Raw genomic sequence first — 19,313 nt, 5'->3', positions numbered from 1 at the left:
GGCTGACCGTCTGCTCAGCCTGCAGGAGATTGTGATTATTGCACTTTAGTTAAGGACTATTATGCACCTTACTTCTGAAAAATTCGGAAATGCTGCCACCCTGTTGATGCTGGCATGTCTGACTACCACACCGTTAACTGCTTTAGCCGCACTGCCCGCCAGCCCGGCATTTCTCGGCTATCAGCTGAACAGCAGGCTGACTCTGGCAGATACCGACACTGTGATGAACAACAACAGTGATACGCTGCTCACCGACCAAAATCTGGCTCATTACAACGGAGTGGTTTTTGTTAAATCCCGGCAGGCTGCCAGTCCGTTTAAGCAACCGCATGTACTACTCAGCGATGGCCGAATCGTGCAGGTGATGGCTTCCGATGACTCTCTTAATCCGGCGCAATGTCAGAATACCCTGCAAAAAGAGTATACCCGCCTGATAACCAGTTTCGGCCCGGCGACCAAGCAGGCTCCGGAATTAAAACACTGGAAAAACAGTGCTGCGGGTTATCAGTTGGTTATACAGTGCCAGGCCGGAAATTTGCTGGGCACATTTTCTCTCTGAGAACCCCACGTCATCAGACAATCCCGGCAACTGACAATAGTCATCCGTACTGACTGTATGGCAACACAGACTCTGAAATAACGCTTTCACACTGGTGCCGGTTTAAGGTACAACGACATGACAGTTAACGGGATTTGGAGAATATTATGACTATACCGGTTGAGCAGTCCGCACTCGATTCATTATTCAATCAGGCCCGTACCCACAGTTACTGGCTGGATAAACCAGTAACGGAAAAAACGCTGCAAACACTGTATGAGCTGACCCGGCTTGGCCCGACCTCAGCTAACTGTTCTCCTGGCCGGTTTGTCTTTGTTACCAGCGATGCCGGTAAAGAGAAACTTAAACCAGCACTTTCCTCAGGTAATATTGATAAAACCATGTCAGCTCCGGTGACAGTAATTGTCGCATCAGATATGGCTTTTTATGAAAAACTGCCGGGCCTGTTCCCTTATGCCGATGCCCGGAGCTGGTTCACCAGCAGCGAAGCACTGGCTCAGGAAACTGCATTTCGTAACAGTAGCCTGCAGGCAGGTTATATGGTGGTGGCTGCACGTGCTCTGGGACTGGATGTGGGTCCGATGTCGGGATTTGATGCTGATAAGATTAATGCAGAATTCTTCCACGGCAGTGACTGGCGGGTCAATTTATTAATCAATCTGGGTTACGGCAACAGCGAAAAACTTCATGGTCGTTTACCGCGGCTTGATTTTGATGATGCCTGTCGGTTTGCCTGATGACGTTACACTGACTGTGGCATTGTCACAGTCAGTGGATTGGATGATAACGGTGAGTATTGGTAAAGCACAGCTCATTCCAGTAGGTAACCCGCAGTAAACGGTGCTGTTTATTTTTGTTCATCATGCAACCATTGAGGATCAAGATAACCAGGCCCGATACCATAAAGCCCCAGGATAGGGATCATAGATTCCAGCAACAAATGGCTGTCTTTGGCCCGTTCTGCCGCCGGACTGCGTTCCACCAGTCCGGTAATACTGACAATTTTTTTCCAGATCTGCAGTGCCATAATATTTTCCCGCTGAAGTGTCGATAGCTACAGTTCAGCCTAAATAGTGACTGAAGGGAAATATCAATTCCGGTACTGCATTTTACAAAAACAGCAATTGCCGCAACGCAGGCAGAAAGCCTCAGCGCGGACGAAGACCTTCAGTGATCACACTCTGAATATTATTGAGTGTCTGGTTAAAGAAGGCTTCATCCTGTAGAGTTTTACCGGTAATGGCCTGCACCTGAATTGCGAAGTCTGCATAATGCTGGGTAACTGACCACAGCATAAAAATCAGCTGACAGGGATCGGTTTCTGCCAGTTGCCCGCGACTAATCCAGAACCGGATCAGTTCAGCTTTCTCATTAACCAGCTCACGTAACCCACCTTCCAGTTCTCCCTGCAACACCGGGGCACCCTGTAAAATTTCCAGACAGAACAGGCGCGAAGCCTCAGGATGATCCCGCGATACTTCCAGTTTCAGGCGGATGTAATGGTTAATCGCTTCCAGAGGTTGCTGATCGGCCTGCAGTGCTCTGAGCGGGGCCAGCCAGACTGCAAGAATTTCCTGCAGTACCGCCAGATAGAGCTGCTCTTTTGACGGGAAATAATACAGCAGGTTGGTTTTAGAAACTTCAGCCAGTGCCGCCACCTGCTCAACCCGGGTTCCGTGCAGGCCAAACTGCGAAAAGAGAGATAATGCAGCGTTGACAATCGCCGTACGTTTAGCCGCTACCGCCAGGGAGCGACGTCCCGGTTTTTTTTCGCTTACTTTCACTGACTAACCTCTTATCTGTCCGTTTGCAGCATCATAACAGACTGCCCTTAATGCACCACTGCACAGAGCTGCCCTTTTTCTGCGCAATCCGCGTCAGGTTTTGCACTCTTTTTTTACCAAATGGTCTGTTTTGGACCATTTATTACCGGCCGTAATTGTAAAAAATCACTCACCCCATTGTTTATTAACAATTATTTAAACATGGCACAAGCTTTGCTTAACAATACAGGTACACACGACTCAGCGACGACCCATGGAGATGCAGGATGCACCGCCGCCGACAGGTGAAACTTTAAACATTCATCAGACGAGGTTTGACATGAAAATAGGCGTCTTTATCCCGATTGGTAATAATGGCTGGCTGATTTCTGAAAACGCCCCGCAATATATGCCAAGTTTTGAACTGAACAAAACCATCGTTCAGCGGGCCGAGCATTACCATTTCGATTTCGCACTGTCGATGATCAAACTACGTGGTTTCGGCGGTAAAACTGAATTCTGGGACCACAATCTGGAGTCCTTCACTCTGATGGCTGGTCTGGCTGCGGTAACTTCGCGCATCGAGATTTATGCCACGGCAGCCACTCTGACCCTGCCACCCGCCATTGTTGCCAGAATGGCCAGCACCGTTGACAGCATTTCTGGTGGTCGCTTCGGCGTGAATCTGGTGACCGGCTGGCAAAAGCCAGAGTACGACCAGATGGGCCTCTGGCCGGGTGAAGAGTACTTTTCCCGTCGTTACGACTATCTGACCGAATATGTCACGGTACTGCGCGATTTATGGGGTACCGGTAAATCTGATTTCAAAGGGGATTTTCTGACGATGAATGATTGTCGTCTGAGTCCTCAGCCACAGAAACCAATGAAAGTTATTTGTGCCGGGCAGAGTGATGCCGGAATGGCCTTCTCTGCACAATATGCCGATTACAATTTCTGTTTTGGTAAGGGAGTAAATACCCCAACCGCCTTTGCTCCAACTGCGGCACGCATGAAAAGTGCCGCGGATAAAGCCGGTCGTGATGTCGGTTCCTATGTGCTGTTTATGATTATTGCCGACGAAACCGATGAAGCAGCGCGTGCTAAGTGGGAACACTATAAAGCCGGTGCAGATCAGGAAGCGCTCGCCTGGCTGACCACCCAGAGCCAGCAGGATACCCGTTCCGGAAGTGACACCAATGTGCGCCAGATGGCCGATCCAACTTCAGCAGTGAACATCAATATGGGCACCCTGGTAGGGTCTTATGCCTCAGTTGCAAAAATGCTGGATGAAGTGGCTACCGTGGAAGGTGCCGAAGGGATTTTGCTGACATTTGATGATTTTGTTCAGGGTATTGAGAATTTTGGACAGCGTATCCAGCCGTTGATGACCAGCCGGAGCGCCGTAACTGAAGCAATGAAAGAGGTGGCCTGATGAATACTGTGATTTGTTCTACTGCCAGTCAGTTAAATAATGTGGTTGTCGCTGCAAAGCCTGAATCCATTGCTTTCCCGCCCCACCAGACAGCGTTGATTGTTGTGGATATGCAAAATGCCTACGCCACTACCGGCGGTTATCTGGATCTGGCAGGATTCGATGTATCCGCAACCAAACCGGTGATTGCCAATATCAAAACAGCCGTTGAGGCCGCGCGTGCTGCCGGTATTCAGATTATCTGGTTCCAGAATGGCTGGGATGACCAGTATGTTGAAGCCGGTGACGCAGGATCACCCAATTTCCATAAATCGAATGCGCTAAAAACCATGCGCAAAAATCCCGATTTACAGGGAAAACTGCTGTCAAAAGGCGGCTGGGACTATCAGTTGGTTGATGAACTGGTGCCTGAGCCGGAAGACATTATTATCCCGAAGATCCGCTACAGCGGTTTCTATAACACTCCGCTGGACAGCATGCTGCGTAGCCGTGGTATCCGCCATCTGATATTTACCGGCATCGCCACCAATGTTTGTGTGGAATCCACGCTGCGTGACGGCTTTTTCCTCGAATATTTTGGCATTGTGCTGGAAGACGCTACCTATCAGGCTGGCCCATCTTCAGCCCATGAAGCTGCTCTGTTTAATATCCAGACATTTTTCGGCTGGGTCTCTGATGTCAGCAGTTTTTGTAGCGCCATTGCGCCGGTTTCTGAACAGGAACGTCCGGCTGCCTGAATTCCGGATTTTCATCACCTGCAACTGATAATAAAAGGAACATTAATATGCCAAAGTCTGTGATCATCCCCGCCGGTACCAGCACCCCTATCGCCCCGTTTGTTCCGGGAACGCTGGCAGATGGTGTCGTTTATGTGTCCGGGACGCTTCCCTTCGATGAAAATAATAACGTGGTTCATGTAGGTGATGCTGCAGCTCAAACCCGGCACGTACTGACCATTATTAAAAATGTGATTGAAACAGCGGGTGGGACTATGGATGACGTGACATTCAATTCCATTTTTATTACTGACTGGCAAAACTATGCGGCGGTAAATCAGGTGTATGCCGAATTTTTCCTGGGTGAAAAGCCGGCCCGTTTCTGTATCCAGTGTGGTCTGGTGAAACCGGACGCATTGGTAGAGATTGCCACCATCGCCCATGTCGGTAAGCAGGCTTAAATATGCAGATACAGATCTCCGGTGTTGATTCTCCTGACGCTCCGGTGGTGGTGCTATCCGCCGGGCTGGGCGGCGCGGCGGCTTTCTGGAAACCCCAGATGGCTGCGCTGACCGGTAAATATAAAGTGGTAACTTATGACCAGCGCGGAACCGGGAATAACCCGGACTCGCTGCCTGAAAATTACTCTATGCAACAAATGGCGGATGAACTGGCCGCCGCACTCGAAGCCCACGGTATTCACCGCTATTGCGTGGCAGGCCACGCTCTGGGCGGGCTGATTGGTTTGCAACTGGCGGCCAGCTATCCGCAACGAGTGACTGGTGTGGTAGTGATTAATGGCTGGATCTCTCTGAATGCACATACCCGTCGCTGTTTTGAGGTCCGCCAGCAACTGTTGCTGAATGTTGGAGTGGAAGCCTTTGTCCGCGCCCAGCCACTGTTTCTCTATCCTGCTGACTGGATGGCTGACAATCAACAGCGGCTTGAAGCTGAAGATATCAGTCATGCAGAGCATTTCCAGGGTACTGACAACCTGCTGCGTCGTCTGAATGCACTTATGGCCTGCGATTTCACCCGGATCGCACCCACTCTCAACCTGCCGGTGTTAGTTTTCTATAGCCAGGATGACTTACTGGTGCCCTGGGGCTGTTCTGTCGTGCTGGCAGATGCTCTGCCGCAATCCAGCGTGGCAGCGATGGCCAGGGGGGGACATGCAATGAGTGTCACTTACCCTGATGAATTTAACCAGTTGCTGTTACCTTGGCTTGAACAGCATGCAGCCTGAAACGTATTGATTTCAGATAAGGAGCACAGATGAACGTTTCTGAGCTGGCCCCGTTACCGGACGGGGTTGATCAACAGCAGTTTCGTAATGCGATGTCACGTCTTGGGGCAGCCGTCAATATTATCACCACCGACGGACCTGCGGGCCAGGCCGGTTTTACCGCATCGGCAGTATGCAGTGTGACAGATACACCGCCAACACTGCTGGTTTGCCTGAATCGTTCAGCATCGGTTTGGCCAGTTTTCCACGCCAATGGTCGGTTATGTGTCAATACCCTGTCTGGCGATCATCAGGAGCTGTCGGGGCTGTTTGGGGGTAAAACCCCAATGACCGATCGGTTTGCGGCAGCACAATGGTCTGAACTGATTACCGGTTGCCCGGTACTGACGGGGGCTGTTGCTTCTTTTGACTGTGAAATTACCCAAAGTGTCAGCGTCGGGACACACGATATTTTGTTTTGTCAGGTGCAGGCCCTGGTCTGTGACCACACACCGCATGGACTGGTGTGGTTCGACCGACGCTATCACTCCCTGACCCGGCAGGAAGCCTGATGACGAAGCCAGTTGCTGGCATTCATTGCTTTTCCACTTTACCGGAGTACAAAGTCTATGAGCTGGTTTCCTGTATGGCGTAAAAAAACAACTCTCAGCGGAGATGGTGTCATCGCTCCTGATGAAACGCTGCCCTTCGGCCCAACGGTGGTTATGGGGTTGCAACATGCGGTTGCGATGTTTGGTGCGACGGTACTGATGCCATTACTGATGGGTCTGGACCCTAATCTCAGCATTCTGATGTCCGGCATAGGCACCCTGCTGTTCTTTCTGATTACCGGCGGACGGGTTCCCAGTTATCTCGGCTCCAGCGCCTCTTTTGTTGGTGTGGTGATTGCTGTAACAGGATTTACCGGGCAAGGGCTGAATCCTCATCTTGGGCTGGCGCTCGGCGGTATTATTGCCTGCGGTGCAGTATACGCAGTGATAGGCCTGGTGGTTATGAAATCCGGTGCCCTGTGGATCGAAAAGCTTATGCCTCCGGTCGTCACCGGCGCGGTGGTGATGGCTATTGGTCTCAATCTGGCCCCCATCGCTATTCACAGTGTTTCTGGCTCGATGTTTGACAGCTGGATGGCTGTGATTACCGTGGTTTGTATTGGTATCGTGGCAGTGTTTACCCGCGGGCTTATCCAGAAACTGTTACTGCTGGTCGGTCTTTGTCTGGCCTGGGCTGTCTATGCTGTGCTGACAAATGGCCTGGGGCTGGGTAAACCCGTAGACTTCTCACAACTGTCAGCTGCTCCCTGGTTTGGACTGCCTGCCACCACAGCGCCTGTGTTTGACTGGCAGGCGATTGTTATGATTGCACCCGTGGCGATTATTCTGGTAGCTGAAAACCTTGGTCATATGAAAGCGGTGGCGGGTATGACCGGACGTAATCTTGACCCGTACGTTGGCCGGGCTTTCTTCGCCGATGGACTGGCCACCATGCTGTCCGGCGGTGTCGGCGGCAGCGGTGTGACTACCTATGCTGAGAACATCGGCGTGATGGCAGTCACCAAAGTCTATTCAACCCTGGCTTTTGTGGCAGCCTCTGTCATCGCCCTGCTACTCGGATTTTCACCGAAGTTTGGAGCACTGATCCACACCATCCCGGGCCCCGTGATTGGCGGAGCTTCAATTGTTGTTTTCGGGCTGATAGCGGTCGCTGGCGCAAGGATCTGGGTACAGAATAATGTTGATCTGAACCGCAACGGCAACCTGATTATGGTCGCGGTAACGCTGGTACTGGGTGCAGGTGATTTTGCCCTGAAAATCGGTAGTTTCACCCTGGGCGGTATCGGCACTGCAACCTTCGGTGCGATATTACTTAATGCCTTCCTTAGCCGGAGAAAATCAGCAGCAACAGACAATCCTCCAACACTGGTTACGCCTTCGGGTAAATAACCACCCTGTATATCTGCTGGCTACCCGGGTAGCCAGCACTATTATCTGTATAATCACCATCCTGGTATCTGGTATCTGAATCCTGGCATCTGATGCCTGTCATCTGGCGGCAAAAAACTCCCTGCAAATAACTACCTTCACCACCGTTATTTCTGCCCGTAACAGGCATCAGGCCCATGTTTCCGCATAAAATGTTTTTTCATCAGATAAGGTTCGATGTGCCGAAGACCGGGATTAATCCCGCAGGCAATCCAGGCGATTCGTGCCACTTCTTCAAGAACTACCGCATTATGCACGGCATCATGAGCATCTTTCCCCCAGGCAAAGGGGCCATGCTGGTAAACAATGACCCCGGGGTTATGCAGAGGGTTTTGCTCTGCCAGGGTTTCGATAATCACTTTACCGGTATTCAGCTCGTACTCTCCCTCAACTTCCTGTTGTGTTAATGCCCTGGTGCAGGGAATATTCCCCAGGAAATAGTCAGCATGTGTGGTGCCGAGTGCCGGAATTGACAGCCCTGCCTGTGCCCAGGCGGTGGCATGTGTCGAGTGAGTGTGAACAATCCCCCCCAGTGAAGGATAGCGCCGGTACAATTCCAGATGGGTGGCGGTATCTGAGGAAGGTCGCCATTTACCATCAACGATATTCCCTTCAGTATCCAGCACGACCATATCATCGACGGTCATCGCGTCATACGCAACGCCACTCGGCTTAATCACCACCAGCCCCTGATGGCGATCAATAGCGCTGACATTCCCCCAGGTGAAAGTGACCAGACCATAGCGAGGAAGGTCCTTGTTTGCCTCAAATACCTGCTGTTTCAGGGTTATCATCTTCTGCCTCCAGCAATCCAGCCTGTACCATGCGTTCACGTACCCATGCACGGGCTTTTATCACTTCAGCCACCGGGTCTTTCGCGGTTTCACTCCACATCTCTATCAGATAAGGTCCGGAATAACCTGCCTGTTTCAGGGTACGGAAGCAGTGCACGAAATCCACCACGCCGCTACCGAAAGGGACATTTTTGAACACCCCCGGCAGGGTATCTTTAACATGTACCGCCACGATATGCCCTGTCCCGGCCTCCAGTTCGAGCTGTACGTCGTTATCCCATGCTGACAGGTTGCCGAGATCAGGATAGATCTGGAACCATGGGTTGTTCAGGTAATGTGTATACCCCAACGCCTTACTGACAGAGTTCATTAACGGATAATCCATAATCTCCATTGCCAGCGTGACCTGAGCACGACTGGCCATCACTATGCTCTCTTTAAGCCCCTCACGAAAACGGCGGCGGGTCTCGTCATTCGCCTGCTGGTAATAAACGTCATAGCCTGCAAGCTGGATGACGCGGATGCCGACATCCTGGGCAAAACCGATCGCCTTTCGCATAATCTCCAGCGCTTTTTCCCGTACCTCATCATTTTCACTTCCCAGAGGAAAACGGCGGTGTGCACTGAGACACATCGAAGGAACCTTCACTCCGGTTTCCGATATAGCGTTCACCAGTTGCAGGCGCTGTTGCCGGCTCCAGTTGAGCCTGGCAAGACGTGCGTCCGTCTCATCCACTGACATTTCAACAAAATCAAAACCCAGTTGTTTTGCCTGCTGCAGACGCTGAAGCCAGCACTCCCCCGCAGGGAGTGCTTTTTCATAGATACCCAGTGGAACCTGTTGCGACAACATAGCAGCTCCTTAGCCCCAGATCTCAGCGATTGAGCGTTTGAACTGGCGGGCGGCCTCCACCGGAGATGCTGCATCGCGAATACTGCGTCCCGCGATAAATACATGGATCGGAATCTCCTTAAACATCGGTAAATCTTCCAGCGCCAGCCCTCCGGTAACAGTGACTTTAAAACCCATATCGTTCAGACGTTTAATCGACCGGATATCCTGATCTCCCCAGGCCACGCCCGCCGCCTGTGCATCACGACTGCGGTGATAGACCACCTGCTGAATACCTGCATCATGCCATGCCTCAGCCTGCTCCCAGGTCCAGTGGCCGGTCAGTTCAATCTGCACATCACCGCCAAACTCTTTTGCCACTTCCAGAGCGCCACCTGCCGTGTTTATATCAGCACAACAGATCACGGTGACCCAATCAGCATTAGCTTCAAAACACATCCGGGAGAGAATTTTGCCTGCGTCAGCAATTTTTGCGTCTGCCAGTACAATTTTATGCGGATAAAGCGACTTCAGATCACGTACTGCCCGTACACCTTCGCCCACACAGAGGATAGTGCCGACCTCAATAATATCCACCTCCTCAGCAATCAGCCGGGTTGTTTCATAGGCGTCTGATAACGTCTGATTATCCAGTGCAACCTGCAACATAGGTAATGGCATATTCAATTCCTTCTGTATTTCTGCCTGCGTGGCATGATCAATTAAATCAAGTACCTCCTGTTCTGTCCGACAGGCTCGTAACCGATCAAAATTAGCTTCATCTTCAAACAGGCTGACAATCTGCATAATGCCTACCTCCTGGTGGGTAGTGGCATCTACGGCGGCCATCGTGATAACAATGTCGACCGGGTCATTGTCTTCGTGATTAAAGATAAGTGGAGTTTTCAGTGTGACCAGCGAAAACCCCGTCTTTTTGACACCCTCTTCCGGACGTCCATGGGGCATCGCCAGTCCGGGTGCAATAACAAAATACGGCCCGTGCTGCGCAACGCCATCCAGAATTGACTGGTAATACCGGGGTTCCACAACATCTGCCTTAACCAGCAAATCTACCCCCAGTTTTACCGCTTCTTGCCAGTTGCCAGCTTCAGCCTGTAGCAGAATGGAATTATTATCTGTCAGAGAATCACGTAATTTCATGGCGTGTCCTTACTTCACATCCTGCGGAAAATGGGTCTTAATCACTTCCACCAATTTTGGTCCGAAATCCGCCGGCGATAACATGTTGCGAACCCCCACGACATATTTATTACCTGTCACCGTGATTTCGCCCGCGATATGAGTAGAGGCAATGATGATATCCGCGCCATTTAGTTCACTTTTGTATTCGCCCACGGCACAGCTGTTCACTGTATGGTCAATATTTGACTGGGTTAAAAACTGGTCAACTTTCATTTTCATAATCATAGAACTGCCTTGTCCATTACCACACACAGCCAGGATCCGTACGGTCATATTCGATACTCCCTAGTAAACAGAAATGTCTGTTTTTGATTTTTCTGCGGCTTCTTCAGCTCTCAGTTCACGTCCTGCGAAGAACATATAAGCCAGAGCTATCAGAATAATGGCACTGATAAATGCCAGTCCCAGGGTGAAGAAACCCTGCATCATTGGCGGCGCAAGAATCGACCAGTCCGCCATTCCCATCCAGGCACTCATGCCCGTCAGCTTTATCGCCCAGACGCACCCGAATATTTCTACCATCCCCATAATCAGGCAAATTTTGATAGCTGCCCGCCAGCCACCAAAATGATTGGCAAAGACACCGATGGTCGCATTAGAGAAAAACATAGGAATGAAACCCGGAATAATCAGCACAGTGGAGCCACATCCCACCAAAATACCTACCGCGATCAACTGGCCGATGGTGCCCCACATAAAACCCCACACCACTGCGTTTGGCGCAAAGCTGTAAATGGCCGCGCAGTCAATCGCCAACACTGCCCCCGGGATAAGCCTTTGAGAAATACCATTAAAGGCCTCAGACAACTCGGCAACAAACATGCGCACACCCTGGGTGATGATAAAAATAGCCACAGCAAAGGAGAATCCGGTCTGCAGGATATAGACGGTCCAGTGGGTTTTCCCGGCCATCGCCTGGACCACATCAATACCAAAGGAGAGTAGAATGACGCCGAAGAAAACGGTCATCACAATGGCCGTCGACACGATATTGTCATGGAATATATTTAGCCAGCCGGGTAACTTAAGCTCTTCAACACTCTCTTCTTTTTTACCGAGGAAAGGGGCAACTTTACAGGCAATCCAGGAGGCAAACTGCTGTTGGTGACCGATGGAGAAACCACAGCCGTCGGTGACTTCCTGTGTCGGCCGATACATCATGTTGGAGGTGATGCCCCAGTAAAGCGAAACCAGAACCGCAGTACAAATGATGGTGGTCCACATGGGGTAGCCGAAGATATAGAAAGTAACCGCGATCAATCCGGCCTGCTGAAACATGATGTGCCCCGTCAGCATGATAGTGCGAATACCGGTCAGACGGCGCAGTAATACATAGATAATATTCAGTGCCAGCGCCAGCAGAACGGCATACCCTACCCAACTGTAGGCATCCCCCATTCGCTCGATGGCGGCCATCATTGAGGCGTAGGTATCAGAGATAGCTCCGCTTATTCCATACACTTCCGACATTCTGGCGACAACCGGCTTAAAGGTGCTGGTCAGAATTCCTGAACCGGCCTGCAACAACATAAAACCAATGATGGTTTTAATGGTGCCTTTAATAATTACGCTCACACTTTTGCGCAGCAGGATATAGCCCAGACAGGTCACGATACCCAGCAACAACGGCGCGTTAGTCATTACCTGATTAAAAAATACGGTAAAAACGCTATAGAGGATCTCCATAATTCTCTCCAGAAATGAGAACACGAGGGCAATCTCTGAATGATTGCCACCGCAACTCTACCAATCAGAAAAAATCAAAAAAGATCTTATGTGATTATTTGTGACAAAACCCGCAAATTATTTCCATGGTTATTGTATGGTTATATCGGAATCAATAACATTGAAATTAAATCCTTATAATACAACATTATGATTAAATTACATTTGAGTGAACATAGAGTAGCGCGATGTTAAACGTAAACTTTATAGCAGTTTATAACTGATTACCGAGGGGGCTTCTTTAATTACAGGGATGGTTATTAATCAATAATAATCATTTAATGATTACTTATGACAAAGGAGATACACAATGAGTAAAGTGACTACCATCACCCGAGAATCATGGATTCTGAGTACGTTCCCGGAATGGGGTTGTTGGCTGAACGAAGAGATTGAGCAGGAACAGGTTGCTCAGGGAACGTTTGCCATGTGGTGGTTGGGGTGCACCGGAATCTGGCTGAAATCTGAAGGAGGAGCCAATATTTGTGTCGACTTCTGGTGTGGCACAGGCAAACAGAGCCATGGGAATTTACTGATGAAACAAGGGCATCAGATGCAAAGTATGGCGGGAGTAAAAAAACTCCAGCCCAACCTGCGTACTACCCCTTTTGTCCTTGATCCGTTTGCAATCCGCCAGATTGATGCAGTACTTGCCACCCATGATCATAACGATCATATCGATGTCAACGTAGCTGCCGCAGTGATGCAAAACTGTGCCAGTGACGTCCCCTTTATTGGCCCGCAAACCTGTGTAGATATGTGGACAGCCTGGGGGGTTCCCAAAGAGCGCTGCATCGTGATGAAGCCCGGAGATGTCGTAAAGATTAAAGATGTGGCGATACATGCACTTGAGGCCTTTGACCGGACGGCTTTGATCACCTTACCGGTGGAACAAACCGCCGCAGGTACGCTGCCGGATGGCATGGATCAGCGCGCAGTGAACTATCTGTTTAACACGCCTGGCGGAAATCTGTATCACAGCGGTGACTCTCATTACTCTAACTATTACGCCAGGCACGGTAACGAATATCAGATTGATGTGGCACTGGGTTCTTACGGGGAAAACCCACGGGGTGTTACAGACAAAATGACCAGCGCCGATATGCTGCGCATGGCAGAATCGTTAAACACTAAGGTCGTGATCCCTTTCCATCATGATATCTGGTCAAATTTCCAGGCCGATCCTCAGGAAATTCGCGTGCTCTGGGAAATGAAAAAAGACCGGCTAAAATATGGCTTCAAACCGTTTATCTGGCAGGTTGGCGGCAAATTCATCTGGCCACTGGATAAAGATAATCTCGAGTATCATTATCCTCGTGGTTTTGATGATTGTTTTACTATTGAACCCGATTTACCCTTTAAGTCTTTTCTTTAACACTCAGGGGCCGGATAATCCGGCTCCGGCCATGACGGCCGATCAACGTGAACCGGTGCCATTATGACGGAAACACAGAGACATTATCTTTTGCTGGATTTACTGCGTGAACACAATGTTCTCAGTGTCAGCCAGATTACTGAATTGTTGGGTACTTCTCCGGCAACCGCACGGCGGGATATCGCACGGCTGGATAAAGAAGGAAAAGTTCGAAAAATTCGCAACGGCGCTGAAGCGGTAATTCCGGAACGTGAGCACTGGGTACCGCTTAATCCACATCAGGCTTCTAATCATGACGAGAAAGTACGAATTGCCAGAACAGCGGCGACCTTTATCCGTCCCGAGGATAGTGTGGTGATAAACTGTGGTTCCACGGCCTTCCTGTTGGGCCAGGAGATTTGCAATAAACCCGTACAAATCATCACCAATTACCTGCCGTTAGCCAACTACCTGATTGAGCATGATCATGAAAACGTGGTGATTATCGGTGGGCAGTATAGTAAAAAACAGTCAATCATCCTGCCAGCCCAGGAAAGCAGCAACTCTCTTTATGCCGGACACTGGATGTTTACCAGCGGTAAGGGGCTGACAGCCGAGGGCCTGTATAAAACAGATATGCTGACCGCAGTTTCCGAACAGAGAATGCTCGGTATGGTTGGGAAGCTGGGTGTGCTGGTGGACAGCAGTAAGCTGGGACAGCGTGCCGGCATGCTGTTTAGCAACACTGAAAATATTGATCTGGTCATTACCGGGCAACAAGCCGATGCACAGATCGTGCAACAACTCCGGGCACAGGGTGTCGAGGTTGTACTGGTATAAATCGTTGTACTGCAGGTGATATGACAACTCACACTATTTTTACCCGTGTCGATGGCCTGTTTTATCCTGCGACAGCCCCGGCTTTCCGGCAATATGCGCTGTCCGGCCCGGTCACCGCTGGCCGCTATTCTGCCATCGGCCAGCCGACACTTTATCTCAGTTCATCACCCGAAGGCGTAGAAGTTGCCATGCAGGCACATCGTAATCAGCGCTCAGCAGTCACTGAAATACTGTGGATTCGGGTGACTGCCAACAATATTTTCGATCTACGCGACCCGCTGGCTCTGCAATATGCCGGAATTAATATTGATGATGCGATTGCCCCGTGGCAGGAGATTATCGCTGCCGGCAATACTCCCCGTTCATGGCGGGTACGGCGTCAGCTGGAAGCATTAGGGGCCGCAGGACTGATAGATCCTTCGCGCAAAGCGCCTGGACTGTGGCACCTGGTGTTATTTCAATGGAATCAGGGCGCGGGAGTCAGCGCAGAACTGGCTGAATAAAAAATCCGCTGCCGGCCTGATAAACATGACCGGTCAGCGGACAGATATTGTGATCGGTTATCTTAACGCCGGATTACAGTGAGAAACGTTGGCGGATAAAATCAGCAGCCAGTGTGACTCCTTCGGCAGAGATAGTATGTGGAACCCCTGGCTCGAATACCGCGTTGACCTCTACTCCCAGTCCTTCCAGCACCTGCTGCGCATGGCGACTCTCAGTCCACGGGATAACCGGGTCAGACTGACCATGAACCAACAGTGCTGCCACACCTGCTGCTGGGTGAAAAGGCTCAGGTGATGCTAAACGTCCTGAAAACGCCACTACCCCGACCAGCGGTAATGCATTACGCACCAGCGCATCCAGAGACATAATACTGCCCTGAGAGAACCCGACCAGGATCAGTTGGTCCGCCGCGGTAATCTGGTGATCATTCAGGATCTTTTGTAGTGTGGCATCAAACGACGCCCGGGCATCTGCAATGCGTGAAGCACGATTCTGCTCTGTCACACCATTTACGCTAAACCATTGATAGCCAGAACCCATATCACAACGATGTGGCGCATCCGGTGAAACGAAAATCACATCAGGCATGGCCGCTTCCCAGAAATCACCTAATCCCTGCAAATCGGCACCATTACTGCCCACGCCGTGTAACAGTATGACTATTTTTTTACTCATCTTTGCCTCTCACAGTCCCAGATCCACAAGTGAAGGACCTTCGGGAACAATACCATTTGGATTCAGTGCTTTAATAGAATAATAGCCCTGTTTTATATGATCAATATTTACTGTCTCACGAATACCCGGAATATCCAGAATTCTTCGGGTATAGCGGCTAAGCGCCGGATAATCACTAAGGTGCTGCTGGTTGCACTTAAACAGACCGTAATAAGCCGCATCAAAACGTATCAGAGTGACAAATAACCGGATATCTGCCTCGGTTAACTGGCCACCGACCAGAAATTCACGCCCGTCACTCATCCGTTGTTCAAGGCTGGCCAGCATGGCAAATACATCGCTGAACGCTTCCTGATAACTCAGTTGTGTGGTGGCAAATCCGGCCCGGTAAACCCCGTTATTCAGTTTTGGATAGATCTCTGCATTCAGGTCATCAATCTCTTCCCGTAATGCCGCCGGATAAAGATCGATGTCATTGCGAGCCAGGCTGCCGAACCCCTGATTCATTATCCGGACAATATCGGCGGATTCATTATTCACAATCGTGCCAGTCTTTTTATCCCACAACACCGGCACTGTGGCCCGTCCGGTGTAGTGAGGGTCAGCCAGGGTATATATCTGATGGATCCACTGACTGTGATTGACATCATCTGCCACGGCACCAGGATAATCACCGAAATGCCAGCCCTGATCGAGCAACCACGGCTCGACGACCGAAACGCTGATCACTTCTTCGAGCCCTTTAAGCTTACGTGCCATCAGTGTCCGGGAAGCCCAGGGACAGATGTATGCGACATATAAATGGTAACGTCCCGCTTCTGCCGCAAAGCCGGTTTCGCCCCCGGGGGTAATCTGATGCCGAAATCCCGAAGTCTGGCGGACGAATCCGCCTTTTTTATCTACAGCCTGCACCGGATGCCAGTCAGCGCTCCATTGACCATTTACCAGCATATATCCTCCTGAATCAGTGACTAAATGTTGGTTTTAATGCGTATTTTCCGTCACCGGTTAACGCCAGTGCCAGCAGACCAATAATCCAGAAACCAGGGAATTCCCAGCCACCATTAGGATCGGTAAAGAAGAAGCCGGCATGGCCGTGTACCGTAATAATAGTCCCTAACAGTAACGGAATTAAGGCAACAGCCGCAATACGCGCATAAACCCCCAGAATAAGTGCCAGTGCGCCAACAAATTCAATCACCATAACCAGGTAAGCCAGTCCACCTGGCAGTCCCAGTGATTCAAAATATTTCGCGGTACCCGCCGGGGTGAATACGAATAATTTCAGACCCAGATGGGCAAGGAACAGGATGCCGAGAGCAATACGTAACAGCAGAGCTGCATAAGGGGTTGTACGGGTATCAGTCATGATTATTTCCTCAGTAAAGTGTTGTTGAGGAAAAGACTACCTGAATTACTGAGTCCCGATTAGACGCCCTGAAAGCGCATGTTAGTTTCCATTTTGGAAACAATCACCAGCCCTGCTCCCACGCTGGCTGACCGGCAAAAGCACTGGCCAGATAATCAATCATTGCTCTGGATTTATGTGCCAGATATCTGGCCGGTGGATAGAGAGCAAACAGTCCCAGCGGTGCAGGCGCAAACTCATCCAGCACCGTCACGACCCGATGCTTTTTCAGCGCATCACCGGCAATAAACGTAGGTAAACGACCGATTCCCAGCCCGGCAGTCACTGCCTGCAGACACACCTCAGCATTGGAAAATTTGAGCCTGCCGTGAATGGCCTGTTCCTGCAACTGCTTCTCCGGGCCAACGAAGGGCCAGCGATAAGGATCACGGAAATTGGTATCAACAATACAGTCATGATCTGCCAGTTCCGACCAGTGCTTTGGCGTCCCCTTGCGGGCCAGATATTCTGGTGAAGCCACCAGCAGGATTCGGATATCACAGAGTTTTCTTGCCATCAGACTGCTGTCAGCCAGCGCCCCGATACGCAGGGCAAGATCAAAGCCTTCATCAATAATATTCACCAGCCGGTCCGCATAACTGACATCCAGTTCGATATCCGGAAAGCGTTGAGCAAAATCAATCAGATGGGTGGTGAGTTGGGTTGTACCAAAGGTGACAGGCGCGGAAATTCGTAACCGACCGGCAGGAGAATCTGAAGTATTGCGGATAGCATCGTTCAGAGCATCGTACTCGCCAATCAGAGTGCGAATCCTTTCATAGTAGGCCACACCAACATCAGTAATAGTCAGGGAACGGGTACTGCGGCGAAATAACTGCACTCCCAGAATTTGTTCCAGCCTGGAAATTAATTTGGATGCCTGACCGTGGCTGGTGTGCAGACGTTGAGCGGCAGCAGTAAAACTGCCTGACTCTACCACGGCAATAAACATCCGATCGCAATCCAGTCTTTCCACGCGCAATTCTCCCGTACAATTTTTTCACGGCTCCTGGTCAGAGGAACCAGTCCGGCGCAGGCGGACTTGCCGCGCCGGAATTATCATACAGAAAAACAGTGGCGGTGAAAGTCAGTGCCGGATAAGTGTTTAAAAACCTTCCAGCACAATTTTCCCGCGTGCACGACCACTTTCAATCAACTGATGTGCTTTCCGCAGATTTTCGGCACTGATTTTCCCGTAATGCTCACCAAGAGTGGTCTTCAGTGTTCCGGCATCCACCAGCCCGGCAACTTCATTAAGAATTTCATGCTGCCGTTGAATATCCGGGGTAGTGTAAAGTGAACGGGTAAACATCAACTCCCAGTGCAGTGACACAGCCTTGCGTTTCAACGGTAACGCATCGAGTGTTTGTGGGTCATCAATCAGTCCGATACGACCTTGCGGGGCGACAATATCGACCAGTTGCGGGTAATGCAAATCGGTATGAGTCAGACTTGCCACATAATCGACCGCCTCGAGACCCACAGCCTGCAACTGCTGTTTCATCGGCTGGCGGTGATCAATCACATGGTCCGCGCCCAGTGATTTGACCCAGTCGGTAGTTTCTGAGCGTGAGGCAGTTCCAATCACTGTCAGCCCCGTCAGCTTCGATGCCAGTTGCGTCATTATTGATCCAACTCCGCCTCCGGCACCGACAATCAGTAATGATTTTCCCTGACCGTCACCCACTTCCAGCCGGTCAAACAACAGCTCCCAGGCGGTCAGTGAAGTCAGTGGCAGTGCTGCCGCTTCCGCATTGTTAAGACTGGCAGGTTTACGCCCCGTAATTCGTTCATCCACCAGATGATATTCGGCATAAGTGCCGGGACGAACCAGGGATCCGGCGTAAAATACTTCATCTCCTGGTGCAAAAAGTGTGACACCGTCACCTATCGCTTCCACTACACCACTGGCATCCCATCCCAGAATCCGTGGCTGTTCAGGATCGCCGCCATTACGTACCTTGGTATCGACCGGATTGACCGATATGGCATTTATTTTAACCAACAAATCATGTCCTGCAGGCTGCGGTTTAGTCGTTTCTGTTTCATACAGTGACTGTGGATCGGTCAGTGGCAAACCGGCTTTTTGATAAACAATCGCTTTCATAATTCTCTCCGGATATCGTTAACATAGGTTGGCAGTTTCCCGCCGTTGTCCCCATTTTTACCCTCCTTACGCGGAAGAAACAGCCGCTTTGCCGGGTAGCACTTTCACTATTATTGTGAAAATAGCTATACATTCCGGCGAAAAATATTGTAATTAATTCACCGGAAAAACAGATT

Annotated in this window: 23 protein-coding genes and 1 pseudogene; 11 read left to right on the top strand and 13 right to left on the bottom strand. The window is 50.4% G+C overall.

The annotated features are described in order from the left end of the window. Positions 1-61: 61 nt before the first annotated feature. On the top strand, positions 62-559 hold the full coding sequence (locus A7K98_RS09380; protein WP_087488317.1) for a hypothetical protein: 498 nt from the start codon (positions 62-64) through the stop codon (positions 557-559). A 146-nt stretch (positions 560-705) separates the two neighbouring features. Further along, a complete protein-coding gene (locus A7K98_RS09375) occupies positions 706-1,296 on the top strand; it encodes a malonic semialdehyde reductase (protein WP_087488316.1) in 591 nt (196 codons plus the stop codon). Positions 1,297-1,406: 110 nt separating this feature from the next. On the opposite strand, the gene A7K98_RS09370 is transcribed toward A7K98_RS09375, so the two are convergent. Then, complete coding sequence (locus A7K98_RS09370; protein WP_087488315.1) at positions 1,407-1,586, bottom strand: hypothetical protein; 180 nt, start codon at positions 1,584-1,586, stop codon at positions 1,407-1,409. Between the two features lie 121 nt (positions 1,587-1,707). Beyond that, complete coding sequence (gene rutR, locus A7K98_RS09365) at positions 1,708-2,343, bottom strand: HTH-type transcriptional regulator RutR (protein ID WP_087488314.1); 636 nt, start codon at positions 2,341-2,343, stop codon at positions 1,708-1,710. Positions 2,344-2,662: 319 nt separating this feature from the next. Between rutR and rutA the strand changes: the two genes are divergently transcribed. Genes rutA through rutG form a run of 6 tightly spaced genes read left to right on the top strand, consistent with a single transcriptional unit; the run spans position 2,663 to position 7,656 of the window. Continuing rightward, positions 2,663-3,754 (top strand): pyrimidine utilization protein A, encoded by a 1,092-nt coding sequence (rutA, locus tag A7K98_RS09360; protein WP_087490439.1) that lies wholly within the window; start codon positions 2,663-2,665, stop codon positions 3,752-3,754. After that, on the top strand, positions 3,754-4,491 hold the full coding sequence (gene rutB, locus A7K98_RS09355) for a pyrimidine utilization protein B (protein WP_087488313.1): 738 nt from the start codon (positions 3,754-3,756) through the stop codon (positions 4,489-4,491). Before rutA ends, rutB begins: the two co-directional genes overlap by 1 nt. A 47-nt stretch (positions 4,492-4,538) precedes the next feature. After that, a complete protein-coding gene (rutC, locus tag A7K98_RS09350) occupies positions 4,539-4,931 on the top strand; it encodes a pyrimidine utilization protein C (protein WP_087488312.1) in 393 nt (130 codons plus the stop codon). Between the two features lie 2 nt (positions 4,932-4,933). Beyond that, positions 4,934-5,716, top strand: coding sequence for a pyrimidine utilization protein D (gene rutD, locus A7K98_RS09345; protein WP_087488311.1), 783 nt, complete (start codon positions 4,934-4,936; stop codon positions 5,714-5,716). 29 nt (positions 5,717-5,745) lie between these two features. Then, entirely contained in the window at positions 5,746-6,267 is a 522-nt protein-coding gene (rutF, locus tag A7K98_RS09340) for an NADH-dependent FMN reductase RutF (RefSeq protein ID WP_087488310.1), read from the top strand. Positions 6,268-6,324: 57 nt separating this feature from the next. Next, positions 6,325-7,656 (top strand): pyrimidine utilization transport protein G, encoded by a 1,332-nt coding sequence (rutG, locus tag A7K98_RS09335; RefSeq protein ID WP_087488309.1) that lies wholly within the window; start codon positions 6,325-6,327, stop codon positions 7,654-7,656. Positions 7,657-7,802: 146 nt separating this feature from the next. Here rutG and A7K98_RS09330 read toward each other — a convergent pair whose 3' ends face one another. The 6 genes and pseudogenes from A7K98_RS09330 to ulaA all read right to left on the bottom strand — a co-directional run bounded on the left by A7K98_RS09330 (position 7,803) and on the right by ulaA (position 12,210). Then, entirely contained in the window at positions 7,803-8,489 is a 687-nt protein-coding gene (locus A7K98_RS09330; protein ID WP_087488308.1) for an L-ribulose-5-phosphate 4-epimerase, read from the bottom strand. Continuing rightward, positions 8,461-9,342, bottom strand: coding sequence for an L-ribulose-5-phosphate 3-epimerase (locus A7K98_RS09325; RefSeq protein WP_087488307.1), 882 nt, complete (start codon positions 9,340-9,342; stop codon positions 8,461-8,463). Before A7K98_RS09325 ends, A7K98_RS09330 begins: the two co-directional genes overlap by 29 nt. Before the next feature lie 9 nt (positions 9,343-9,351). After that, the gene (locus A7K98_RS21480) at positions 9,352-10,002 is read right to left on the bottom strand and encodes a 3-keto-L-gulonate-6-phosphate decarboxylase UlaD (protein ID WP_169715433.1); all 651 of its coding nucleotides are present in this window, start codon (positions 10,000-10,002) and stop codon (positions 9,352-9,354) included. 21 nt (positions 10,003-10,023) lie between these two features. Next, positions 10,024-10,482 (bottom strand): annotated as a pseudogene (ulaC, locus tag A7K98_RS21475) (PTS ascorbate transporter subunit IIA); the annotation flags it as partial. A 9-nt stretch (positions 10,483-10,491) separates the two neighbouring features. After that, positions 10,492-10,797 (bottom strand): PTS ascorbate transporter subunit IIB, encoded by a 306-nt coding sequence (gene ulaB, locus A7K98_RS09315; protein WP_087488305.1) that lies wholly within the window; start codon positions 10,795-10,797, stop codon positions 10,492-10,494. Positions 10,798-10,809: 12 nt separating this feature from the next. After that, the gene (gene ulaA, locus A7K98_RS09310; protein WP_087488304.1) at positions 10,810-12,210 is read right to left on the bottom strand and encodes a PTS ascorbate transporter subunit IIC; all 1,401 of its coding nucleotides are present in this window, start codon (positions 12,208-12,210) and stop codon (positions 10,810-10,812) included. Between the two features lie 349 nt (positions 12,211-12,559). Here ulaA and ulaG point away from each other — a divergent pair, with 349 nt between their 5' ends. The 3 genes from ulaG to A7K98_RS09295 all read left to right on the top strand — a co-directional run bounded on the left by ulaG (position 12,560) and on the right by A7K98_RS09295 (position 14,946). Beyond that, positions 12,560-13,624 (top strand): L-ascorbate 6-phosphate lactonase, encoded by a 1,065-nt coding sequence (gene ulaG, locus A7K98_RS09305; protein ID WP_087488303.1) that lies wholly within the window; start codon positions 12,560-12,562, stop codon positions 13,622-13,624. Between the two features lie 63 nt (positions 13,625-13,687). Then, positions 13,688-14,443, top strand: coding sequence for an HTH-type transcriptional regulator UlaR (ulaR, locus tag A7K98_RS09300; protein WP_087488302.1), 756 nt, complete (start codon positions 13,688-13,690; stop codon positions 14,441-14,443). 20 nt (positions 14,444-14,463) lie between these two features. Continuing rightward, complete coding sequence (locus tag A7K98_RS09295; protein WP_087488301.1) at positions 14,464-14,946, top strand: RES family NAD+ phosphorylase; 483 nt, start codon at positions 14,464-14,466, stop codon at positions 14,944-14,946. A gap of 73 nt (positions 14,947-15,019) precedes the next feature. On the opposite strand, the gene A7K98_RS09290 is transcribed toward A7K98_RS09295, so the two are convergent. The 5 genes from A7K98_RS09290 to A7K98_RS09270 all read right to left on the bottom strand — a co-directional run bounded on the left by A7K98_RS09290 (position 15,020) and on the right by A7K98_RS09270 (position 19,137). Continuing rightward, positions 15,020-15,622, bottom strand: coding sequence for an alpha/beta hydrolase (locus A7K98_RS09290; protein ID WP_087488300.1), 603 nt, complete (start codon positions 15,620-15,622; stop codon positions 15,020-15,022). Between the two features lie 9 nt (positions 15,623-15,631). Beyond that, a complete protein-coding gene (locus A7K98_RS09285; protein WP_087488299.1) occupies positions 15,632-16,573 on the bottom strand; it encodes a glutathione S-transferase family protein in 942 nt (313 codons plus the stop codon). 13 nt (positions 16,574-16,586) lie between these two features. Next, a complete protein-coding gene (locus tag A7K98_RS09280) occupies positions 16,587-16,991 on the bottom strand; it encodes a DoxX family protein (RefSeq protein ID WP_087488298.1) in 405 nt (134 codons plus the stop codon). 103 nt (positions 16,992-17,094) lie between these two features. After that, the gene (locus A7K98_RS09275; protein ID WP_087488297.1) at positions 17,095-18,006 is read right to left on the bottom strand and encodes a LysR family transcriptional regulator; all 912 of its coding nucleotides are present in this window, start codon (positions 18,004-18,006) and stop codon (positions 17,095-17,097) included. 129 nt (positions 18,007-18,135) lie between these two features. Then, complete coding sequence (locus A7K98_RS09270) at positions 18,136-19,137, bottom strand: zinc-binding alcohol dehydrogenase family protein (protein ID WP_087488296.1); 1,002 nt, start codon at positions 19,135-19,137, stop codon at positions 18,136-18,138. Between the last annotated feature and the right edge of the window lie 176 nt (positions 19,138-19,313).

Source organism: Tatumella citrea (assembly GCF_002163585.1).
Taxonomy (GTDB): domain Bacteria; phylum Pseudomonadota; class Gammaproteobacteria; order Enterobacterales; family Enterobacteriaceae; genus Tatumella; species Tatumella citrea.
This window is presented reverse-complemented; position numbering and strand designations above follow the sequence as displayed.